The following is a 20,132-nucleotide window of genomic DNA, read 5'->3' on the forward strand; positions in this document are numbered from 1 at the left end:
CCTGACCCCTGAGCCATGAACTACGCTGTAGCCCGGTGAACGTCGATCAGGCCTACGCGCGGTGCCAGCAGGTGGCGGCCGCCCACTACGAGAACTTTCCCGTGGCCTCGCGCCTGGTGCCGGCCTCGATGCGGCCGCACGTGGCGGCGGTGTATGCGTTTGCCCGCAGCGCCGACGACTTCGCCGACGAAGGCGACGCCGCCGAGTCTCAGCGCCTCGCCTGGCTCGACGAGTGGCGTGCCCTCCGGCGGGGCGGCGTGCCCGCCGCCGAGAAGGCCGTCGCCGTCGGTGCCGTTCCGGCCGACGACGTCCGGGCCACCTTCGTCGCGGTGCAGGACACCATCACCAGCTGCCGGCTCGCGCCCGATCTGTTCGACGACCTGCTGTCGGCCTTCTCGCAGGACGTCACGACCCGCCGCTACGACACCTGGGCGGCCGTGCTCGACTACTGCCGCCGGTCCGCCAACCCGGTGGGGCGGCTGGTGCTCGGCATCGCGGGCGTTCACGACGAGGCCGCCGCGCGCCGCTCCGATGCCGTCTGCACGGCCCTGCAACTGGCGAACTTCTGGCAGGATCTCGGCCAGGACTGGCGCCAGCGCCAGCGACTCTACGTCCCGGCCGACGTCCTCGGGCGCCACGGTGCCCGGCTCGACGTGCTCGACGGCGACGCCATCGACGACCCCTGGCGCCGGGTCGTGGCCGACCTCGGCACCCGCACGCGGGTGCTGTTCGACGAGGGGCGCGCCGTGTGCGACGACGTGCGAGGGCGGTTGCGCTACGAGCTGCGGGCCACGTGGATCGGCGGCACGACGGTGCTCAGGAAGACCCTCGAGGTGCGCCAGCATTCCCTGCACGAACGACCCGTGATCACGCGCCGCGACCTGGCGCGGATTGCCGTCGGCGCGATTGTCTGGCCGCCGGGCCTGTAGCGGCGCCCCCGCGGGGGCAGCGGCGGCGTTGCTAGAATCAGCTGTCACCGTGGGTCGCGACACCAACTTCGCCTACTCGTTCCTTGCCCTGTCGCCCGATCGCCGGCATGCGATCACGGCTGTCTGGGACTTCTGCCGGGCGGTGGACGATGAGGTGGACGAGCATGACGAGCGCCCGCTGGCCGAGCGCCGCGCCGGGCTGCAACGGTGGCGCGACGAGGTGGCCGCGTGTTTCGAGGGCGGCCAGCCGCAGACGCCGCAAGGGCAGGCGCTGCAGGCCGTCACCCGGGCCTTTCCCGTCGCGAGGCTCCCGTTCGATCAGCTGATCGACGGGTGCGCCATGGACCTGGAGCCGGTCCGCTTCCAGTCCTTCTGTGAACTCCGGGCCTATTGCTACAAGGTGGCGTCCACCGTCGGCCTGATCTGCATCGAAGTGTTCGGCTACCGCAACCCGGGCACGCGGCAGTACGCCGAGGAACTCGGGCTCGCCCTGCAGCTGACCAACATCCTGCGCGACATTCCCTCGGATCTGGCCCGCGGCCGGCTCTACCTGCCGCTCGACGAACTGGCGGCCCATGGCGTCACCGAGGCCGACCTCCGCGCCGGCCGACTCACACCGGGCGTCTCGGCCCTGCTCGAGCGACAGGCGCTGCGGGCGCGTGAGCAGTTCGCCCGGGCTGAGGCCGCCCTGCCCCCCGAGGACGCCCGTCGGGTGGTGGCCGCGCGCATCATGGGCGCGATCTATCGCAATCTGCTGACGCGGATCGCGGCGCGGGACTACGACGTCTTCGCGGGCCGGGTCCGCGTGCCCAAGCTCCACAAGGCCTGGCTGGCCCTGACGACCTGGCTTCGGACGATGGCCTCCTCGCCGGCGGCCGACGGGCTGCGCGTCGCGAAATGACGTCTCCCGACGTGATCGTGATCGGGGCGGGGTGTGCGGGCCTCGCGGCCGCATGCGCCCTGGCCGAGCGCGGCGCCCGGGTGCTCGTGCTGGAGGCGCGTGGCCAGCTGGGCGGGCGTGCCACCGCCTTCCTCGACCGCGAGTCCGGCGAGTACGTGGACAACGGCCAGCATGTCCTGATGGGCTGCTACCACGAGACGCGGCGCTACCTGGCGAGGGTCGGGGCATCCGACGCCGTCCAGTTCCAGAAGCAGCTCGCCTTCACGTGCGTCGACGCGACGGGGGCCATCACCCGCCTCGAATGCCCGGACTGGCGTCCGCCGCTGCACCTGGCCGGCGGTCTCCTGCGCTGGAAGGCGCTGTCCTGGGCGGATCGGTACGCGGCTACCCGGATCATGAAAGGCCTGGCGGCGGCGCGCCGGGTGATCACCCACGGGGACCCGGTACCCGTGCGGCCGGGCGAGACGGTCGCGGCGTGGCTCACCCGGCATGGCCAGACGCCCCGACTCATCACCCTGCTGTGGGAGCCCCTGGCCATCGCCGCGCTGAATCAGTCGGCGGACGTGGCCGAGGCCGAGCTGTTCGTGCGGATTCTCGGGCAGATCTTCAGCGACGATCCGTTCGACGCCGCCCTTGGCGTGCCCGCGCGCCCGCTGCACCAGGTCTTCGGCGCGCCGGCTCAGGCCTATCTCGAAGCCCGGGGCGGCCAGATCAAGCTCGACGCCCTCTCTCGCGTCGTCCTCGCGGGGGAGCGCATCGGCTATGTGGACACCAGGGGCACCTCGATTCGGGCGGCCACCGTCATCGTCGCGGTGCCCTGGTTCGGTCTGGCAGGCGTGTTGCGCGGCAGCGAGACGGGGCCACTGGAGCGGTTGCTGGCGCGCGAGGCGACGCGCGCCTCCTCCTCCATCGTGTCGGTGAACCTGTGGCTCGAGCGCGGCGCCATGCCGTCGCCGTTCGTCGGGTTGCCCCAGCGGACCTTTCAGTGGATGTTCGACAAGCGGTGGGCGTTCGGCGAGACGGCCTCGCACTTCACGCTGGTGGCCAGTGGGGCCGATGACGTGCTTCGGCGGAGCAACGACGAACTGGCCGAACTGGCGCTGCGGGAAGCGCGCGAGGCCCTGCCGGAGCTCAGGCAGGCGAAAGTGCAGCGGATCCGGGTGGTCCGCGAGCCCAACGCGACGTTCTCGCTGGCAGCCGGGCAACCAGTCCGCCCCGGCGTCCACACTCCTGTCCAGGGATTGCTGCTGGCCGGCGACTGGACCGATACCGGCCTGCCGGCCACCATCGAGGGGGCCGTCGTTTCCGGCCACGCGGCCGCCGCCGCCGTGGGGTAGGGCCCCCGCGTTACAATTCTGCGGGGCTCATCGGCCCGCGCTCTTCCCGTTTCAGGATCATTCATGACCGCCACGACCATCACGACGTCCGAGATCCACACCCTGCTTGGCGCCGACGCCGAAGCGCTGCTCACCTACGAGGCGAAGGGCTTCCCGAAGGACACCCTGCACCTGCCGGGTCCCGACTACATCGATCGCGTGTTCGCGAGCAACGACCGGTCGCCGGTGGTGCTGCGCAACTACTCGCAGATCCTGAATTCGGGGCGCCTGGCCGGCAGTGGCTACGTCTCGATCTTCCCGGTGGACCAGGGGATCGAGCACTCGGCCGGCTCCAGCTTTGCCATCAACCCGATCTATTTCGACCCCGAGAACATCGTCAAGCTCGCCTACGAAGGCGGCTGCAACTGCGTGACCTCCACGCTCGGCGTGCTGGGCTCGGTGGCGCGCAAGTGGGCGCACAAGATCCCGTTCATGGTGAAGCTGAACCACAACGAGTTCCTGAGCTACCCGAACCGCTACGACCAGATCATGTTCGCGTCGGTGGAGCAGGCGTTCGAGATGGGCGCGGTGGCCGTCGGCGCCACGGTCTACTTCGGCTCCGAGGAATCGACCCGCCAGATTCAGGAAGTCAGTGCCGCCTTCGCCCGCGCCCACGAGCTGGGGATGATGACGGTGCTGTGGTGCTACACGCGCAACCCCGCGTTCAAGACCAAGGACGTGGACTACCACGTGTCGGCCGACCTCTCGGGCCAGGCCAACCACCTCGGCGTGACCATCGAGGCCGACATCATCAAGCAGAAGATGCCGGAGAACAACGGCGGCTACAACGCGCTGAAGTTCGGCAAGACGCACCCGCTTGTCTACAGCCAGCTGATTCCGGGCGACCATCCGATCGAGATGACGCGCTACCAGCTCGCCAACTGCTACATGGGCCGCATCGGCCTCATCAACTCGGGTGGCGCCAGCACGTCGAACGACTTCGCCGAGTCGGTCCGCACGGCGGTGATCAACAAGCGCGCCGGCGGGATGGGGCTCATCCTCGGGCGTCGCGCCTTCCAGCGCCCGTTCGCCGATGGCGTCAAGCTGCTCAATGCGCTCCAGGACGTCTACCTGGACAAGACGATCACCATTGCGTAACAGCTGACCGATCCGCGGGGGGCTGACGGCCCGTTCGGAGAACGGGCCCTACCCTCGACCGCTGACGGCCCGTTCGGAGAACGGGCCCTACCCGATGCCGATGTCGATTCTCAAAGTCGCCCGCATGGGCCACCCGGTGCTGCGCAGCCGCGCGCGTGCCCTCGACCCCGCCGAAGTGCGTGCGGCCGTGATGCAGAAGTTCATCGACGACATGATGGACACGATGCTCGAGTACGAAGGCATCGGCCTGGCGGCGCCGCAGGTCCACGAAGGAGTCCGGTTGTTCGTGGCCGGGCTCGACGATGGCAAGGGCAAGCTGCGGGTGCTGCCGTTCGTCAACCCGGTGGTGACGCCGCTGTCCGAGGCCAGGGTCGAGGACTGGGAAGGCTGCCTGAGCATTCCCGACATCCGCGGCAAGGTGCCGCGGTACACGCACATCCGCGTCGATGCGCTCGACCGCAAGGGCAAGCCGTTCCAGCTCGAGTTGCGCGACTTCCAGGCCCGAGTGGTGCAGCACGAAGCCGATCATCTCGACGGCGTGCTGTTCTTCGACCGCATGACCAGGTTCGACACGCTCACCTTCCTCGAGGAGTACTCGCGCTACCACCGCAGCGCGAAGGACGACGAGGAGGACGAGTAACCGTGGCGTATCACGCAGAGGTCCTGCTCGACAGCGTCAACCCGGCGGGGCAGCGCCTCACGACCTTCGTGCTGCGCTTTCCGCGGTTCGTCCTGTCCGAGTTCAACACCCACCGGATGTTCTCGCGCAACGCGTCGAGCTCGCGCGCCATTCCGACCACGAAGCTGATGCAGCAGCTGCGTGAGGACCCGGTGATTCCTGTCGAATGGGGACGCAACCAGGCAGGGATGCAGGCCCACGACGTGCTCGACGCCGAGTCGGCCCGCGCCGCCGAGGCCGGCTGGCTGGCGGCACGCGATGCGGCCCTGGCGCACGCCGAGCAGTTGCGCGCGGCCGGCGTGCACAAGCAGATCGTCAACCGCGTGCTCGAGCCCTGGATGTGGACGAGCGTGATCGTGTCGGCGACGACCTACGACAACTTCTTCACGTTGCGCTGCCATCCCGACGCCCAGCCCGAGATCAAGCGGCTGGCCGACCTGATGCGGGCGGCGTTCGCGCAATCGACCCCGGTCGTGCGCCGCGCCGGCGACTGGCACCTGCCGTTCCTCGGCGAAGACGACCTGCTGCTGCCGGTCGAGGAGCAGAAGCAGGTCTCGGTGGCGCGGTGCGCCCGGGTCAGCTACCTGACGCACGTCGGTACCCGCGACATCGAGGCCGACAAGGTGTTGCACCAGCGCCTGCTGGATGCCGGGCACTGGTCGCCGTTCGAGCACGTGGCCGTCGCTGCGGCCGACGCGACGCGCTACAACAACTTCGCCGGATGGCAGGCCTACCGCCACCAGATGGAGCAGGCCCGCACGCTCGTGATGAGCGAGGTGGCCCCGGCGTGAGCACGCCGCGTTTCACCTTCGCCACGACCATCCGCGTCCGGTGGGGCGACTGCGATGCGTTCGGGCACGTCAACAACGCCAGCTACCTGTCGTACTTCGAGGAAGCGCGCATCGACTACTGGAAGGCCGTCGTGCCGGACGTCCCCTTCACCGGCATGGCGATCGTCCACGCCAGTGTCGACTTCCGCGGCCAGGCATATCCGGGGGACGTGCTCACCATCCGTGCGGCCGTCACCGAGTTGCGGCGCACCAGCTTCTGGGCCGCCTACGAAGTCCTGCGCGGCGAGACGGTGATGGCCACCGGCCGATCCGCGCAGGTGTTCTACGACTACGCCACGCAGAAGCCCAGCCCGATACCCGAGGCCTTCCGTGCGCGTGTCGCGTCGTACGAGAAGATCGAGGCGACCTCCGGGTAGGGCCTGTTCTCCGAACCGGCCGTGACGGCCCGCTCGGAGAGCGGGCCCTACCCAGCATCCGATTCCCGACTCCCGATATCCGCCATGCCAGAAGACATTCAACCCGGACAGGTCGGCTGGGTCGACCTCACGGTCGACAACGCCACCGAAGTGCGCGATTTCTACCGGGCCGTGGTCGGGTGGGAGTACCGCGAGGTGGACATGGACGGCTACGCCGACTTCGCCATGACCAACCTCGAAGGTCGTGACGTCACCGGCATCTGCCATGCCCGCGGCGTCAACGAGGGCCTCCCCGCGCAGTGGATGGTCTACTTCATCGTGATGGACCTGCAGTTCGCGGTGGACGAGGCGGTCGGGCGCGGCGGCGAGCTCCTGCGCGAGCCGACCGACATGGGGGCCGGCCAGTTCGCCGTCATCCGCGACCCCGCGGGGGCCGTGTGTGCCCTGTTCCAGCCCGCCGAGCCCGCTCCGGCCACGCCCTGAGCGGCTGATTCACATCCTTGGATAGCCCGTAACGCCAGGAAAACAATGAGTTTGCGTCGAGTGCATGTGATAACGCATTTTTCCGCTTGACGCCTTTGTGAAAGATTTCACATAATGCGTCTCAAGCTGAGGGACGACGGGCATCCGTTCCAATACCTTCAAACCCGCCTGGAAGCGACCTCTTCCAGGAGGGACGGTGAGCCTTCGCAGTTTCAGGCCCGCCTGGTCAAGTTCTTCCTCGTACTAATCCTCCTGATAGTGCCCGGCGCCCTCAGCTTTCTCCTCAGCGCCGAGGAATCCTCCCAGACCAGCAACACCACACCGACGGGCGACTGGGTCGCACGTCAGGTGGACGCGCGCGACACCGGGCGTGACGCCGTGATTGCGATGCGGATGCGCCTGTTCGACCGCCAGGGACGACAGCGCGAACGCACGCTGGAGATGCAATCACTGCGCGGCACCGCCGCTGCTGCCGACGGCATCGGCGACCGCGTGCTCCTGCGGTTCTCCTATCCCAACGACATCAGGGGCACGGGCCTGCTCGTCCTCGAGCGTCCAGGCCGAGACGACGACCGGTATCTCTATCTGCCGGCGCTCGGGCGCGTGCGACGCATCGCCGGTGCCGAACGGCAGGAGAGCTTCGCCGGCAGTGACCTCAGCTACGAAGAGATCGGCGGTCGCGCGCTCGAGGACTACACCTACGAGCTGCTCGACGCGAAGGCGACGTGGACCGCACCCGACGGGCGGACCCACGCCGCGTACAGGCTCCGGTCGATCGCGAAGGACGCCAGCCTCACGTATCCTGCCGCCGTCTCGACGGTCCGTGCCGACAACTTCGTGGTCGTGCAGGCCGAGGTGTTCGACCGCCGCGGCACCCGCGCCAAGCAGTATCAGGTGCGACGACTGGAGCAGATCTCCGGGGTCTGGACGGTGATGGAGGCCGTGATGTCGCACGATGTCGATCGCACGCGCACGGAACTGGTCGTGACCACGGCGCGCTACAACACCGGCCTGTCGCCCGAGGCCTTCTCGCGTCGGGCTCTGGAACAGCCGGCGCGATGAGCCGTCCGCCCTCCGGCCTGTCTGGGGCGGCGGACCGCTTCACGGCGTGGCTGTGGCACTGGCGCCGCCTGCTGGCGATCCTGTCGGTGCTCGGTGCGTGCTCGCTCGCGCCTCTGGCCGACATCCGCACGCTGGACAACGACATCAGTGCCTGGTTCCATCAGGACGACCCGGTCTTCCAGGACTACGAGCGACTCAAGAAGGAATTCCCCGGGTCGCGCACGCTGATCGTCGCCATCGACTCGGCCGACGCCTTCGCGCCGGCCATGCTCGAGGCCCTGCGGACCATCTCCGCCGAGATCGAGCAGGTGGACGCGGTCCGCCGCGTGCAGAGCCTGGCGACCGCCAACGTGGTGCGCCTCGGGCCGGTGGACGACGGCGAGTCGGAAGGCGACCTCCTCGTCGAGCCGCTGGTGCCGCGCAACGGCCCGATCGACGCCGCGACCGTGCGTCGCACGGCCCTCGGCGACCGCATGCTGGCCGGCGATCTCGTCTCGACCAGCGGACGCGTCCTCGCCGTCGTGGTCAGCTTCGACGAGGCGCGCATCGACGCCATTCGCAGCGCCGTGCTCGACGACATCCGCGCACGGGTGTCCCGCCACCTGCCCGCCGGTGCCACCGCCCACTACAACGGCAGCCTGGAGATCAGCGAGACCTACAACCGCGTCACGCTGCGCAACCAGGTCCTGTTCACGCCGCCGATCCTGCTCATCGTCATCGGCGCGCTCTGGGTCATGTTCCGGTCGGTCCGTCTGACCGTCCTGACCGTGTTCGCCGTGCTCGTGAGCACGCTGTGGACCGTCGGTCTCTACATGTGGGCCGGCTACGGCTTCAACATCCTGACCAGCATGCTGCCGCCGCTCGTGCTGGTGCTGGCCATCGCCGACGACGTCCACATCATCCAGCACTACACGCAGTGCCGGCGCGAGGGCGCCGATCACGAGGGCGCGTGGAAACACACCGTGCGCCACCTGATCACGCCGCTCTTCGCGGCGAGCGGAACCACCGCGCTCGGGCTGCTCTCGCTGGCCACGAGCCCCGTCGACGCGGTGCGCACGTTCGGCATGGGCGCCGCGCTCGGCGTGATGGTCGACTTCGTCATCTCGATCGTGCTGATGCCGACGCTGCTGGCGTTCGTGCCGGTCGCCGCCACCCCGCCGCCACAGGCGCGCTGGCTGCTCGGGCCGATGCGCGCGATCGGGCGCCTCTCCACGGCCCAGCCCGCGCGGGTCGTGCTGGTGGCCGCGCTCCTGCTGCTGGTCGTCGGGTCCGGCCTGCTGCGACTGCGCGTGGACACCAATCACGTGGCCTTCTTCAAGGACGGTCACCCCGTGCACGACTCCGCCGAGCTGATGGACCGGGAACTGGCCGGCATCTACAGCTTCCAGGTGATGCTCGAAGGGCCGCCCGAGTCCCTGCGCTCGCCGGACGCGATCCGACGCATCGACGCGCTGGGGCAGCAGCTCGGTCAGCTCGGCCACGTCAAGAAGGTCATCGGCCTCTCCGACTACGTGGCCCGCGTCCACGAGCCGCTGGCGCCGGCCGACGTCCGAGCCGGCAAGCGGCTGCCGACCGACGGCGACCTGATCTCGCAGGAACTCTTCGTCTTCGGGCTGTCGGAGGATGGACGGCGTGAGCTCGAGAGCGTGGTCTCGACCGACTACTCGCGGACGCAGATCATGGTGAAGCTGGCGTCGATGAGTTCCGACGAGGCCTTCACCGAGGTCGAGGAGGCCGAGCGCCTGTCGCGCGCGATGTTCGCCGGCACCGGCATCACGCCGACGGTCACCGGCGCCGGCCGCCTGTTCGCCACGCTCGACCACTACCTCGTGACGTCGCAGGTGTGGAGCTTCGGCACCGCCTTCGTCTCGGTGTTCGGGGTGATTTTCCTGGTGTTCCGGTCCTTCCGGTTCGGCGTGCTCGCCATCGTCCCCAATCTCGTCCCGGTGCTGGTGGTGCTCGGCGCGATGGGCTGGCTCGACATCTCGATGAACGTCGCCACCGTGATGGTCGCGAGCATCGCCCTCGGGGTGGTCGACGATGACACGATCCATTTCATCAGCCGCTATCGCCGCGAAGCCCGCAACGGCAGAACCACCGACCAGGCCATCGCCATCGCCACCGAGGAAGAGGGACGGGCGTCGCTGACCACGGCGATCATCAACACCCTCGCGTTCTCGGTGCTGTTGCTGTCGGACTATCGTCCGTCGGGCTGGTTCGGCGGCCTGCTCGCGTTGACCATGGCGGTGGCGTTCCTCGCCGAGGTGTTCCTCCTGCCGGCGATGATCAAGCTGCTGCCACGTTGGTTCGCCGCCGAGCATCTTCGCCATGCCTAGACGTGCCCGATGCGTCGTGCTGGCAGCGCTCGCGCTGAGCGCGGCGGCCGGCGTGGCGCACGCGCAGCCCGGCATCACCCACCGCGGGAGTGCCGCGGTGATGGTCGACACGCTGCCGGGTGTCGACGCCACCGAGATGCGCATCAGGCTCGAGGACACCGTCGACGTCGAGGTCGACCAAGCCTGGGTGATCCGCGCGGGCAGCTGGGTCGACGTGCTGGCCGGCACGCGCCGCAGTGACGGCGTCAGGGACTTCGTCTACCAGCCTGGGGAGATCTACGCTCGCTATCGCCAGCCGCGCTTCGATCTGACCGCGGGGTTCCAGCGTGTGGTGTGGGGGACACTGGACGAGATTCAGCCCACCGATCTCGTCAACCCGATCGACGTCAGCCGGTTCCTCTTCGAGGGACGGGGCGAGGCGCGACTGCCGGTGCTGGCCCTGCGTGGCCGGGTCTTCCTGCCGCACGAGACGACGGTCGACGCGGTGTACGTGCCGTGGTTCCGGCGCGGCCGCTACGATCTGCTCGACGAGGCCACCTCGCCGTTCAATCTGCTGGCCGACCGCTGCAGCGCCGCTGCCTGCGTGGCGGATCTTCCTGTGCCCGGCGCGCAGCCAGTGTCGGTGCCGCGCCTGGCGAGCGACCCGTCCCGCACGCTGCGCCACGGCAGCGTGGGCGCGCGCGTGAGCCGACCCCTGCGCGGGGTGGACGTCGGCGCGAGCGTCTTTCGCGGATGGCAGGCGTTCCCGCTGGTGACGCTCGGCGCGGTCGGGGTCTCGCCGCAGGGACCCAACCCGGCGGTGGTGCTCGAAGAGCGGTGGTCACGGATCACGATGGTCGGCGGCGACGCGGAAGCGGCCCGCGGCTCGGTGACATGGCGGGCCGAGGGCGCGATGCTGGTAGACACGCCGGTCCAGGCCGGGGTCGGCGGCGGGCTCGTCGATGGCCGCAGTCTCCAGGTGGGGGCGGGCCTCGACTGGACGGTGGGGCCGTGGCGGACGTTCGGCAACGTCATCGGTCGTCGTGCATGGGCCGTCGGCCCCGAAGCCGCGCGTGTGCCGTCGACGGGTGGCGTCCAACTGGTGGGCGGCGCCGAGCGCAAGTTCGTCCGCGACACCCGCGTCCTGCGCGGTTTCGCCGTCGTCGACCCCACCGAGGGGACGGCCTTCGTCCGGGGCCTGGGCGCGTGGAACGTGCGTGACAATCTCTGGGTCGAAGGGTCGGCTGCGTGGTTCACTGGCCAGGGCGTCGATTTCCTTGGCCAGTACACCGACCGCGATTTCGTCTCGGTGCGAGTGAAGTACTACTTCTGATGGTGAGAAGCGCGGCGACGTCGGAAATTTCAGAATTTCAGAATTTCAGAATTTCCGACCTTCGGGCTTGCAGCACCTCAGTCGACGTCGATCGCCAAAGATGGCGGTGGCAGGACGATTGTGAAATTCCGCCATTCTGAAATTGCGACGCTTGTGCCATGAGACACACCCGCCTGACTGCCACGCACACCTCTCCCTACGCGCAGGGCTCGGTGCACGCCTATGTGCTGCACGGCGAGGTGCCGACGCTCGTCGATGCGCCGACGGCCGACGCCAGTTTCCTGGACGGCATCGACGAGGCACTGCGGGCGCAGGGTGACGGGCCGCTCGCGCAGGTCATCGTGACGCACGGCCATCCCGACCACATCGATGGCGCGGCCGCGGCGCATGCCCGCTGGCCACAGGCCGTGTTCCGCAAGCGCGCCCCGTTGCCCGAGGGCGACGGCGTGCCGTGGCAGGTGATCGAGAAGGAGCCGATGATCACCGCCGGAGATGGCCAGCTCTGGGCGCTGTTCACGCCGGGCCATGCGCCGGACCACACGTGCCTGTTCGATGTCCACAGCGGGACGCTGCTCGGCGGCGATCTCGCCATCAACGGCACGACCGTGGCGATTCCGGCCGACTACGGCGGCAACCTGCGGCAGTACCTGCAGTCGCTGCGGGCGGTGCTCGACCTGCAGCCGCGCGTCATCCTGTCGGGGCACGGCGAGCCCATCCTGATGCCGGCCTCGCTGCTGCGCGGGTACATCTCGCACCGGATGACCCGCGAGCGCGAAGTCCTCGAATGCCTGGCCGCCGGCATCACCACGGCTGACGCCATCGTCGACCGGCTGTATGCTGCGACGGCCGACGCGCTGAAGCCCGCCGCGCGGCAGAACGTCCTCGCGCACCTCCGGAAGCTGGCGGAGGACGGGCGCGTGGATCCCGCGGGCGATGACTGGCACCTCCGGAGCGCCTGATGCTGCTGTACGCCACCGACCACGGGCTCGTCCTCGTTTCCGACGGACGTTCGCTGCGACTCCCCGACCTGACGTTCGACGCCCTGCTTCAGGACGCCGCGCCGCTGGCGACGCTGCAGGCACACGCCGCGCAGGCGGCCGACGTCGATGGCACCACGCCGCAGGTGCTGCGTGCGCCCATCGGCTCGCAGGATGTCTGGGCGGCTGGCGTGACGTACTACCGCAGCCGCGATGCGCGGATGGACGAGTCGCGCGACAGCGGGGGCGCGACGTTCTACGACCGTGTGTACGAGGCCTCGCGACCGGAGCTCTTCTTCAAGTCGACGGCGGCCCGCGTGGTGGCCCCTGGTGGCACGGTGCGCGTGCGGCGCGATTCGACCTGGTCGGTGCCCGAGCCGGAGCTGGTGCTGGTGATCAACGCGGCTGGCGCCGTGGTGGGCTACACCGTCGGCAACGACATGAGCGCCCGTGACATCGAGGGTGAGAACCCGCTCTACCTGCCGCAAGCCAAGCTGTACGACGGCAGCTGCTCGCTCGGGCCGGCGGTGCTGTTCACGGCGGCGCCCTTGCCCTCCACCACCGCCATCCGCCTGCGCATCGTCCGCGGCGGGTCGGTGGCGTTCGAAGGCGAGACGACGACGGGGCAGATCAAGCGTGGCTTCGACGAACTGGCCGGCTGGCTGTACCGCGAGTCGACGTTCCCGGTCGGCTGCTATCTCTTCACGGGCACGGGCATCGTGCCGCCGGATGCGTTCACGCTCGCCAGCGGCGACGAGGTGGCCATCAGCATCGACGGCATCGGGACGCTGACCAACACCGTCGCCTGAGGCGGTCTCCCGTGACGGCCGGCTGGGACAGCCGGCCCTACCCACCCGATGCGGTCGTCACATCACGACGTCGCGATCTCGTCTTCGACCGGACGCGTGCTGCCGGCGCGGGTCGCGGTGATGAGCGCTTCCATGTGCCCGAGGTAGCGATCCAGCGCGACGCGGCCGGCGCGCGTCAGCGAGTACTCGCTGCGGGGCAGGCGTCCCTCGAACGTCTTGGTGCAGCTGATGTAGCCGGCGTCCTCGAGCTTGCGCGCGTGCACGCTCAGGTTGCCGTCGGTGGTGCGCAGCAGCGTCTTGAGGTCGTTGAACGACAACTTGTCCCGGACCGCAAGTGCGCTGACGATCGCGAGGCGCAGGCGCTCGTGGATGAGCTTGTCGAGGTTCAGTGGAGACGACGGGTCGGCATGCGAGTCGATCGACCGCACGCGCGGTCGAAAGCCTCGCAGACGGCCGACAGGCACATCGTCCTGCGTCCGTAAGCGTTCAGTCATGGGCACCTGGCGGAAAGGGCCGCCGAGTGCATCCTACGCTCGCCTTTGTCCCGTCTCAAGGCAATTGGCCCCAGCCAACCCGGCAGCCTCGTACAATGACGGCCATGGCGACCAACCCGAAGGGGTATGCCAATCCCCATCTCCTCATCGCGCCGGCGGACCTGGCCGACAGCCTCGATGGCCCGGACGCGCCGCTGCTGATCGACCTCCGGCCGGCCGAGGCCTGGGCCGCGGGACACCTGCCCGGTGCGGTCCATCTCGACCTGTTCGGCATCAGCCTGATCGACACGGATCCGGCGCCGCTCAAGGCGTTTCTGTGGATTCTCGAGCACCTGCTGGCGTCACGCGGCGTCTCGGCCTCCCGCCATGTCGTGGTGTACGACGAGAAGTCCGGCATGCGCGCCGCACGGGCGTTCTGGGCGCTCGAGTACTTCGGCCACGAGCACACCCGGCTGCTCGATGGCGGCTTCGGGGCCTGGCAGGCCGCTGGCCATCCCGTGAGTGCCGAGCCGGTCACCCCGCAGGGCACCTCATGGACCGGGACGCCCTCGGCCGATCGGATCGCGTCGTATCGGGACGTGTGGGACCGCCTTGCCGCCACCGACGTCGTCATCCTCGACACGCGATCGGATGACGAGTACACGGGCGCCGCGGTGCGCGCGGCGCGCGGCGGCCGCATCCCTGGCGCGGTACACGTGGAGTGGACGAGGAATCTGCGGCCGGATGGCTCGTTCAAGAGCGCCGACGAACTGCAGGCGATGTATGGACCGGTCGGCGTCACGCCCGACAGGGAAGTGCTGACCTATTGCCAGGGCGGCTATCGCGCGGCGCACGGCTACCTCGCCCTGCGCCTGCTCGGCTTCCCGCACGTGCGCAACTACGTCGGCTCGTGGAAGGAATGGGGCGACAGGCTCGAGTTGCCCGTGGAGACATCCCGATGAACAAGATCCTCGACTACATCCAGACGCACCGCGACGAATACATCCAGCAACTCAAGGGCTTCCTGGCCATCCCGAGCATCAGCGCCCTGCCGGACCACGCGCCCGACGTGCGCCGCTGCGCCGAATGGTGCGTGGCCGAGCTCGAACGCATCGGCCTGAAGAACGTCGGCCTGCACGAGACCCCGGGCCACCCGATCGTCTACGGCGAGTGGCTGGGCGCCCCCGGCGCGCCGACGATGCTGTACTACGGGCACTACGACGTGCAGCCGGTCGATCCGATCGATCTGTGGGAGACGCCACCCTTCGAGGCCACGGTGCGTGAGGGCGCGATCTACGCCCGTGGGTCGGCCGACGACAAGGGCCAGATCTTCATGCACCTCAAGGCCATCGAGGCGACGCTGAAGGAGTCGGGCACGCTGCCCATCAACATCAAGGTGATGCTCGAGGGCGAGGAAGAGGTCGGCAGCGCCAATCTCGACACGTTCATCGCTGCCAACAAGGACCTGCTGAAGGCCGACGTCGTCGTCATCAGCGACTCGCCGATGTTCGATCGCGACGTGCCGTCGATCTGCTACGGCCTGCGCGGCCTGGCGTACTTCCAGATCGATGTCCGCGGCAGCAGCACGGACCTGCACTCCGGGTCGTACGGCGGCGCGGTCGCCAACCCGGCGATGGTGCTGACGCAGATGCTGGCGCAGATGAAGGACAAGAGCGGCCACATCAAGATTCCCGGCTTCTACGATGCCGTCGTCGACGTCACCGAGGCCGAGAAGAAGGAGTTCGCGCGGCTGCCGTTCAACGAGAAGCGCTGGGCCAAGGAGATCGGCCTGCCGAAGCCCTTCGGCGAGACCGGCTACTCGACGCTCGAGCGCAAGTGGGCCCGCCCGACGTTCGAGGTCAACGGCCTGCTCGCCGGCTTCACGGGAGAAGGCGCCAAGACGGTCATCCCGGCCAAGGCGATGGCGAAGGTGAGCATGCGCCTCGTGCCCAACCAGGATCCACAGACGATCGGCAAGCTCTTCGAGGACTACATGAAGAAGCTGGCGCCGAAGACGGTGGAGGTCACCGTCACGCACATGCACGGCGGCAAGCCGTGGACCACGGGCTTCGACAACGCGTGGGTGCAGGCGGCGGGCCGGGCCATCGAGAAGGGCTTCGGCCGCACGCCGGTGTTCGTGCGGGAAGGCGGGTCGATTCCGGTGGTGTCGACGTTCCAGGAGGTGCTCGGTCTGCCGAGCGTGCTCTTCGGCATCGGCCTGCCCGGCGAGAACGCCCACGCGCCGAACGAGTGGCTCGACCTCGGCAACTTCCACAACGGCGTGCTCGCGGCGGCCTATCTGTACGACGAGCTCTCGCGGGTGGAGTGACCACGCTGGGTAGGGCCCGTTCTCCGAACGGGCCGTCATGATCGCGGTCTGACGGTGACGATGGTCTGACGGTGACGATGGTCTGACGGTGACGGCCGGTTCGGAGAACCGGCCCTACCCGCCGAACCGGCCCTACCTGCCGATCACCGGTAGAGTCACGTGGCTGGCCTTGCCGGACTGCCGATAGACCCGCTGCGTCGCCTTGACGAACTGCGCCGGCGTCGCGTTGGGGATGTCGGTGAACGTCTGCGGGTTGCGATCGATCAGCGGCAGCCACGAGCTCTGCACGTGCACGACGATGCGGTGGCCGGCGCGGAAGGTGTGGGCCACGTCGGGCAGGTCGAAGCGAATGGTGTCGGGCACACCCGGCGTGAACGGCACCGGCGTCTCGAAGGACTTCCTGAACTTGCCGCGGAACGGCTCGCCTCGCACGAGAATCTGCTTGCCGGCCTGGGGATCGCCCGGGCCGGCCTCATCGAGCACCTTCACCACGAAGTCCGAGTCCGTGCCCGACGTCGAGACGTGCAGGTCCACGCCAATCGGGCCGCGCACGGTCACGTCCTCGGTCAGCACGGGGCTCTTGTAGACCAGCACGTCGTCACGCTTTGCGGCGAAGGCCTGGTCCGAGGCCATGTAGTCGCGCGGCATGCCGATGGCCTCGACGCCCACGAGCGGCACGGGGTTGGCCGGGTCGCTGACGTACTCATCGCGCCCCTCCGTCATCGTCGGCGCCGTGGTCGAGAGCGTGCCGTCGGCGGCGAAGTAGTAGGCGCGGGCCGTGGCGCGTGGAGGCCACGTGTCGGCACCGAGCCATCGATTGGCGCCGGTCTCGAAGATCGACGCTGACGGCAGCGGGGCGGACGTCGTGCCCTGCAGCAGCCGCGCGAAGAACCGGTGCTCGATCTCCGTGCGATAGTGCGCGCCGGTCGCCTGCCCGAAGGCCATCTCGCCGGTCTTCGCGCCATCCCCCCGCGCCCAGCCGCCATGCGTCCAGGGGCCCATCACCAGGTGGGTCTCGGTCTTCGGGCTCTGCTCGCGCAGTGCGCGGTAGGTGCGCAGCGCACCGCTGAGGTCCTCGGCGTCGTACCACCCGCCAACGACCAGCACCGCCGGCGTCACGTTGCGGAAGTGCTTCCAGATCGAGCGCGCCTTCCAGAAGTCGTCGTAGCTCGTGTGCGCGTGGTTCTGCATCCAGTACGGGTTCTTGTCGAGCCCGTACGTGCGGCTCATCTCGGCAATCGAGCCCGCCTGGAGATAGAAGCGGTAGCCGTCGCGTGTGCCGTACTCGAAGGGCGTGTCGCGCTGGGGCCGCTGCGGCTGCGGTCCGCGCGGCGGGAACTGCACGTAGAACGAGAAGTTGTGCGCCAGCATGAAGGCGCCGTTGTGATACGAGTCGTCGCCCAGGTAGTAGTCGGTGACCGGTGCCTGCGGCGACACGGCCTTCAGTGCCGGATGGGCGTCGATCAGGGCCGCGAGGGCGTAGAACCCCGGATACGAGATGCCCCACATCCCGACACGGCCGTTGTTGCAGGGCACGTGCTTCACGAGCCAGTCGATGGTGTCGTAGGTGTCGGAGGACTCGTCGACCTGCGTCCCCGTCTTGCCCGGCACGTACGGCCGCACCTCCTCCCACTCGCCCTCCGAGAGGTAGCGGCCGCGCACGTCCTGGTAGACGACGACCCACGGCTCGTCGGCGAACTCGCGCGACGGCCCGGCCACCTGCGGGTACGTGTCGGGGCCGTAGGGACTCGCGCTGTAGGGCGTGCGCTGCAGCAGGATCGGGGCGCCACCAGTCGGGCAGACCTTCGGGGTGTACACCGCCGTGTGCAGCCGCGTCCCGTCGCGCATGGCGATCAGGTGTTCCGCCTTGACGTGGGTGTCGCGCGCGCTGCGCGTCGGCGGCGGTGCCGTGCCGGGCTGCGCCAGCAGGGTGAGCGAACAGAGCGTGGCAACGGCGGACGCGAGGGCCGCGTGAATCGCGAAGCGCATCCGGAGATCGTAACGCGTTGATCGTTGGGTAGGGCCCGCTCTGCGAAGGGGCCATCAGGGGTTGGGTAGGGCCCGTTCTCCGAACGGGCCGTCAGGAGACGGCGGTCTGACGTGACGGCCGGCTCGGAGAGCCGGCCCTACCCTACGGCCCCTCCCAGCGCCGCCCACTCAATCGTTGGCGAGCACGGCGCCGATGCCGACGAGGAACACCAGGGCGCCGAGTCCGGCCCCGACCAGGAGCACGGGGAGCAGGGCGGGCGGCATCACCGCCTGCAGGACCTGGCCGGTGCTGTTGCTGGTCGCCCAGCCCGTGAGCTGCGACAGCAGGACATCGCCTCGGAGCACGAGCAGGGCCACCACGGCGACCAGGGCCACCAGCGGCTCGGCGCGTTCCATGCGATCCAGCGGACGCATGGCGCGGGCCCTCGCCTCCTGCCGCGCCTGCCACTGCGCGCGCCACCAGATGTCGTGCGCGGTCGGCAGCTGTGCGGCGTCCTCGGCATCGACCGCCTCGCGCAGCACGCGCGCCACCGCCTGGACCTCTCGGCAGGCGTCGCAGCGCGAGACGTGGTCTGCCAGGTCGGCGGGCCACGTGCCCGACTCGCAGGCGCGGAGCACCTCGGCTTCCCGCGGGCAGAGGTCGTCGGTCATCGCATGCACCTCATCGGCGGATCCCCAGGGCTGCCGCCATCTTCTGGCGGGCGCGCGACAGCAGCACCCGCACACTGCCTTCCTTCACGGCCAGCGCCGCCGCGATCTCGCGGTGGCTCGCCTGTTCCACATACGCCAGCCACAGCATCGTCCGCTCCTGCACACGGAGGCGGTCCATGGCCCGTGTGACGTCGATGCGCGTGGCATCTGACGGCCTCCGGGCCGGCAGGGCGTCTGGCTCCGGGCCCTGCCCGGGCGGCGCCTTCTTGCGGGCGCGCCAGGCGTCGTTGGCGAGGTTGGTGGCGATCCGGTACAGATACGCCCGACGCTCGTCCACGGGGAGAATGGCATGCGGCGTCCGTAGCAGCCGCAGGTACGCCTCCTGCACGGCGTCCTCGACGGCGTCGGCCGGGAGGCTGCGCCGCAGGTACGCGGCGAGGCTGCGCGCCGTCTGCTCGTGGAAGGCGCGGAACTCCGCCTCGTCGAGCGCCAGCGGAGCGGTCCGCTCAGTCACGGACAGTTCCGCCAGCATCGTCGCGGCAGGGAGGGGTCGCATGAGCCCACACGTCGGAATGGTCGTCTATCGCGACGCCTGGCCGACGGCGTCGTAGACACCGAGGCTTCGTCCGAGTCCGAACGAGGCCGCCGCGGACACCAGATAGCCAATCCCGACGCTCAACAGGAGGATGCCCAGCACGACGAAGCCCTCCTGCGCCTCGCGCGCCACGATCGTGCTCTGCCACCCCACCACGCGGCACCCGATGCCGGCCGCACACAGCACGATGCCCACCTGCACGGCCCGGAGGATGCGCTGCGCCGGATGCGTCCGCTCGGTGCTGATCGAGTCGATGAACTTGTTGCCGCCCGGGCTGTCCATGAACTCCGCGAGTTCCTTGCCGTCGGTGATCTTCTCCAGCAGTTTGGCGTGGAACTCGGCCATGACCCGCAGCTGGTGCTTCCGCCGCAAGCCGTCGACGATGACCCAGGTGAGGAAGCTCAGGGATCCGAAAACGGAAAGAATGCCGAAAACTGGCGTCAAATCGCTCATCGTGTCACCCGTGCCGGATGGGCGCCGCGGTGTGCGGCCTGCCAGCGCTCCGGTATTCATGAGGGTCAACGCTCCCGGAGGCCTGCCGTTAACAGGCGCCCGCAGAGTGGCTCGTCCCAGGCACCTCTGCTAGCCTAGAAGGTTGTCATGGCCTTGAGCGTGGCGGTCGAGACCGCGTCGTCTGAGTGGGATGCCTTCGTCGCCGCGCACCCGGACGCGACGGCCTACCATGCGTGGGCCTGGCGCGACGTCTTCGGCCCGGTGTTCGGCCACGAGCCCATCTACCTCGCCGCCCGCGACGCCGGCCACATCGTCGGCGTGCTGCCGGTGGTGGCGTTCCGCAGCCGGCTGTTCGGGCAGTTCTTCTGCTCGCTGCCGTTCGTGAACTACGGCGGTGTGCTGGCCACCACCCCCGACGCTGCCGCGCCGCTCGTGGCCGAGGCGACGCGGCTGGCGCGGGAGCGTGGCGCGTC

20 protein-coding genes and 1 pseudogene are annotated in these 20,132 nt (G+C 69.2%); 16 read left to right on the forward strand and 5 right to left on the reverse strand.

The genetic code is table 11. The features are described from left to right. Positions 1–35: 35 nt before the first annotated feature. From hpnC to Q0C41_RS21230, 13 genes are all read left to right on the forward strand, one after another. The gene (hpnC, locus tag Q0C41_RS21170) at positions 36–929 is read left to right on the forward strand and encodes a squalene synthase HpnC (RefSeq protein WP_291987221.1); all 894 of its coding nucleotides are present in this window, start codon (positions 36–38) and stop codon (positions 927–929) included. Positions 930–978: 49 nt separating this feature from the next. Beyond that, the gene (gene hpnD / locus Q0C41_RS21175) at positions 979–1,830 is read left to right on the forward strand and encodes a presqualene diphosphate synthase HpnD (protein ID WP_291987224.1); all 852 of its coding nucleotides are present in this window, start codon (positions 979–981) and stop codon (positions 1,828–1,830) included. Continuing rightward, complete coding sequence (hpnE, locus tag Q0C41_RS21180) at positions 1,827–3,167, forward strand: hydroxysqualene dehydroxylase HpnE (protein ID WP_291987226.1); 1,341 nt, start codon at positions 1,827–1,829, stop codon at positions 3,165–3,167. Before hpnD ends, hpnE begins: the two co-directional genes overlap by 4 nt. A 63-nt stretch (positions 3,168–3,230) precedes the next feature. Beyond that, positions 3,231–4,304, forward strand: a complete 1,074-nt coding sequence (locus Q0C41_RS21185) for a class I fructose-bisphosphate aldolase (RefSeq protein ID WP_291987228.1) — start codon at positions 3,231–3,233, stop codon at positions 4,302–4,304. Positions 4,305–4,404: 100 nt separating this feature from the next. Further along, entirely contained in the window at positions 4,405–4,944 is a 540-nt protein-coding gene (def, locus tag Q0C41_RS21190) for a peptide deformylase (protein WP_291987230.1), read from the forward strand. A gap of 2 nt (positions 4,945–4,946) precedes the next feature. Further along, positions 4,947–5,774 (forward strand): FAD-dependent thymidylate synthase, encoded by an 828-nt coding sequence (locus Q0C41_RS21195; protein ID WP_291987232.1) that lies wholly within the window; start codon positions 4,947–4,949, stop codon positions 5,772–5,774. After that, positions 5,771–6,190, forward strand: coding sequence for a thioesterase family protein (locus tag Q0C41_RS21200; RefSeq protein WP_291987234.1), 420 nt, complete (start codon positions 5,771–5,773; stop codon positions 6,188–6,190). The genes Q0C41_RS21195 and Q0C41_RS21200 overlap by 4 nt, the downstream gene beginning before the upstream one ends. 84 nt (positions 6,191–6,274) lie before the next feature. Beyond that, positions 6,275–6,673 carry a VOC family protein gene (locus tag Q0C41_RS21205; RefSeq protein ID WP_291987236.1) on the forward strand — a complete coding sequence of 133 codons (399 nt, stop codon included), beginning with the start codon at positions 6,275–6,277 and terminating at the stop codon, positions 6,671–6,673. A 258-nt stretch (positions 6,674–6,931) separates the two neighbouring features. Further along, positions 6,932–7,735 carry an outer membrane lipoprotein-sorting protein gene (locus Q0C41_RS21210; RefSeq protein WP_291987238.1) on the forward strand — a complete coding sequence of 268 codons (804 nt, stop codon included), beginning with the start codon at positions 6,932–6,934 and terminating at the stop codon, positions 7,733–7,735. Further along, entirely contained in the window at positions 7,732–10,071 is a 2,340-nt protein-coding gene (locus Q0C41_RS21215) for an MMPL family transporter (protein WP_291987240.1), read from the forward strand. The genes Q0C41_RS21210 and Q0C41_RS21215 overlap by 4 nt, the downstream gene beginning before the upstream one ends. Further along, on the forward strand, positions 10,064–11,383 hold the full coding sequence (locus tag Q0C41_RS21220; RefSeq protein WP_291987242.1) for a DUF1302 family protein: 1,320 nt from the start codon (positions 10,064–10,066) through the stop codon (positions 11,381–11,383). The genes Q0C41_RS21215 and Q0C41_RS21220 overlap by 8 nt, the downstream gene beginning before the upstream one ends. A 158-nt stretch (positions 11,384–11,541) precedes the next feature. Beyond that, on the forward strand, positions 11,542–12,342 hold the full coding sequence (locus tag Q0C41_RS21225) for an MBL fold metallo-hydrolase (RefSeq protein WP_291987245.1): 801 nt from the start codon (positions 11,542–11,544) through the stop codon (positions 12,340–12,342). After that, complete coding sequence (locus Q0C41_RS21230; RefSeq protein ID WP_291987247.1) at positions 12,342–13,169, forward strand: fumarylacetoacetate hydrolase family protein; 828 nt, start codon at positions 12,342–12,344, stop codon at positions 13,167–13,169. Before Q0C41_RS21225 ends, Q0C41_RS21230 begins: the two co-directional genes overlap by 1 nt. Positions 13,170–13,231: 62 nt before the next feature. Here Q0C41_RS21230 and Q0C41_RS21235 read toward each other — a convergent pair whose 3' ends face one another. Next, entirely contained in the window at positions 13,232–13,663 is a 432-nt protein-coding gene (locus Q0C41_RS21235) for a transcriptional regulator (RefSeq protein ID WP_291987249.1), read from the reverse strand. 104 nt (positions 13,664–13,767) lie between these two features. Between Q0C41_RS21235 and Q0C41_RS21240 the strand changes: the two genes are divergently transcribed. Then, a complete protein-coding gene (locus tag Q0C41_RS21240; protein WP_291987251.1) occupies positions 13,768–14,604 on the forward strand; it encodes a sulfurtransferase in 837 nt (278 codons plus the stop codon). Continuing rightward, positions 14,601–15,971 carry a dipeptidase gene (locus tag Q0C41_RS21245; RefSeq protein ID WP_291987253.1) on the forward strand — a complete coding sequence of 457 codons (1,371 nt, stop codon included), beginning with the start codon at positions 14,601–14,603 and terminating at the stop codon, positions 15,969–15,971. The genes Q0C41_RS21240 and Q0C41_RS21245 overlap by 4 nt, the downstream gene beginning before the upstream one ends. 132 nt (positions 15,972–16,103) lie before the next feature. Here Q0C41_RS21245 and Q0C41_RS21250 read toward each other — a convergent pair whose 3' ends face one another. From Q0C41_RS21250 to Q0C41_RS21265, 4 genes are all read right to left on the reverse strand, one after another. Next, positions 16,104–17,960, reverse strand: a complete 1,857-nt coding sequence (locus Q0C41_RS21250) for a CocE/NonD family hydrolase (protein WP_291987255.1) — start codon at positions 17,958–17,960, stop codon at positions 16,104–16,106. Positions 17,961–18,128: 168 nt separating this feature from the next. Continuing rightward, complete coding sequence (locus tag Q0C41_RS21255; protein WP_291987257.1) at positions 18,129–18,611, reverse strand: hypothetical protein; 483 nt, start codon at positions 18,609–18,611, stop codon at positions 18,129–18,131. 10 nt (positions 18,612–18,621) lie between these two features. Then, the gene (locus Q0C41_RS21260) at positions 18,622–19,167 is read right to left on the reverse strand and encodes a sigma-70 family RNA polymerase sigma factor (RefSeq protein WP_291987259.1); all 546 of its coding nucleotides are present in this window, start codon (positions 19,165–19,167) and stop codon (positions 18,622–18,624) included. A gap of 24 nt (positions 19,168–19,191) precedes the next feature. Next, a complete protein-coding gene (locus tag Q0C41_RS21265) occupies positions 19,192–19,659 on the reverse strand; it encodes a hypothetical protein (protein WP_291987261.1) in 468 nt (155 codons plus the stop codon). Positions 19,660–19,806: 147 nt separating this feature from the next. Here Q0C41_RS21265 and Q0C41_RS21270 point away from each other — a divergent pair. Then, positions 19,807–20,132, forward strand: a pseudogene (locus Q0C41_RS21270) (hypothetical protein); the annotation flags it as partial.

Source organism: Luteitalea sp., from assembly GCF_022842525.1.
Classification (GTDB): Bacteria; Acidobacteriota; Vicinamibacteria; order Vicinamibacterales; family Vicinamibacteraceae; genus Luteitalea.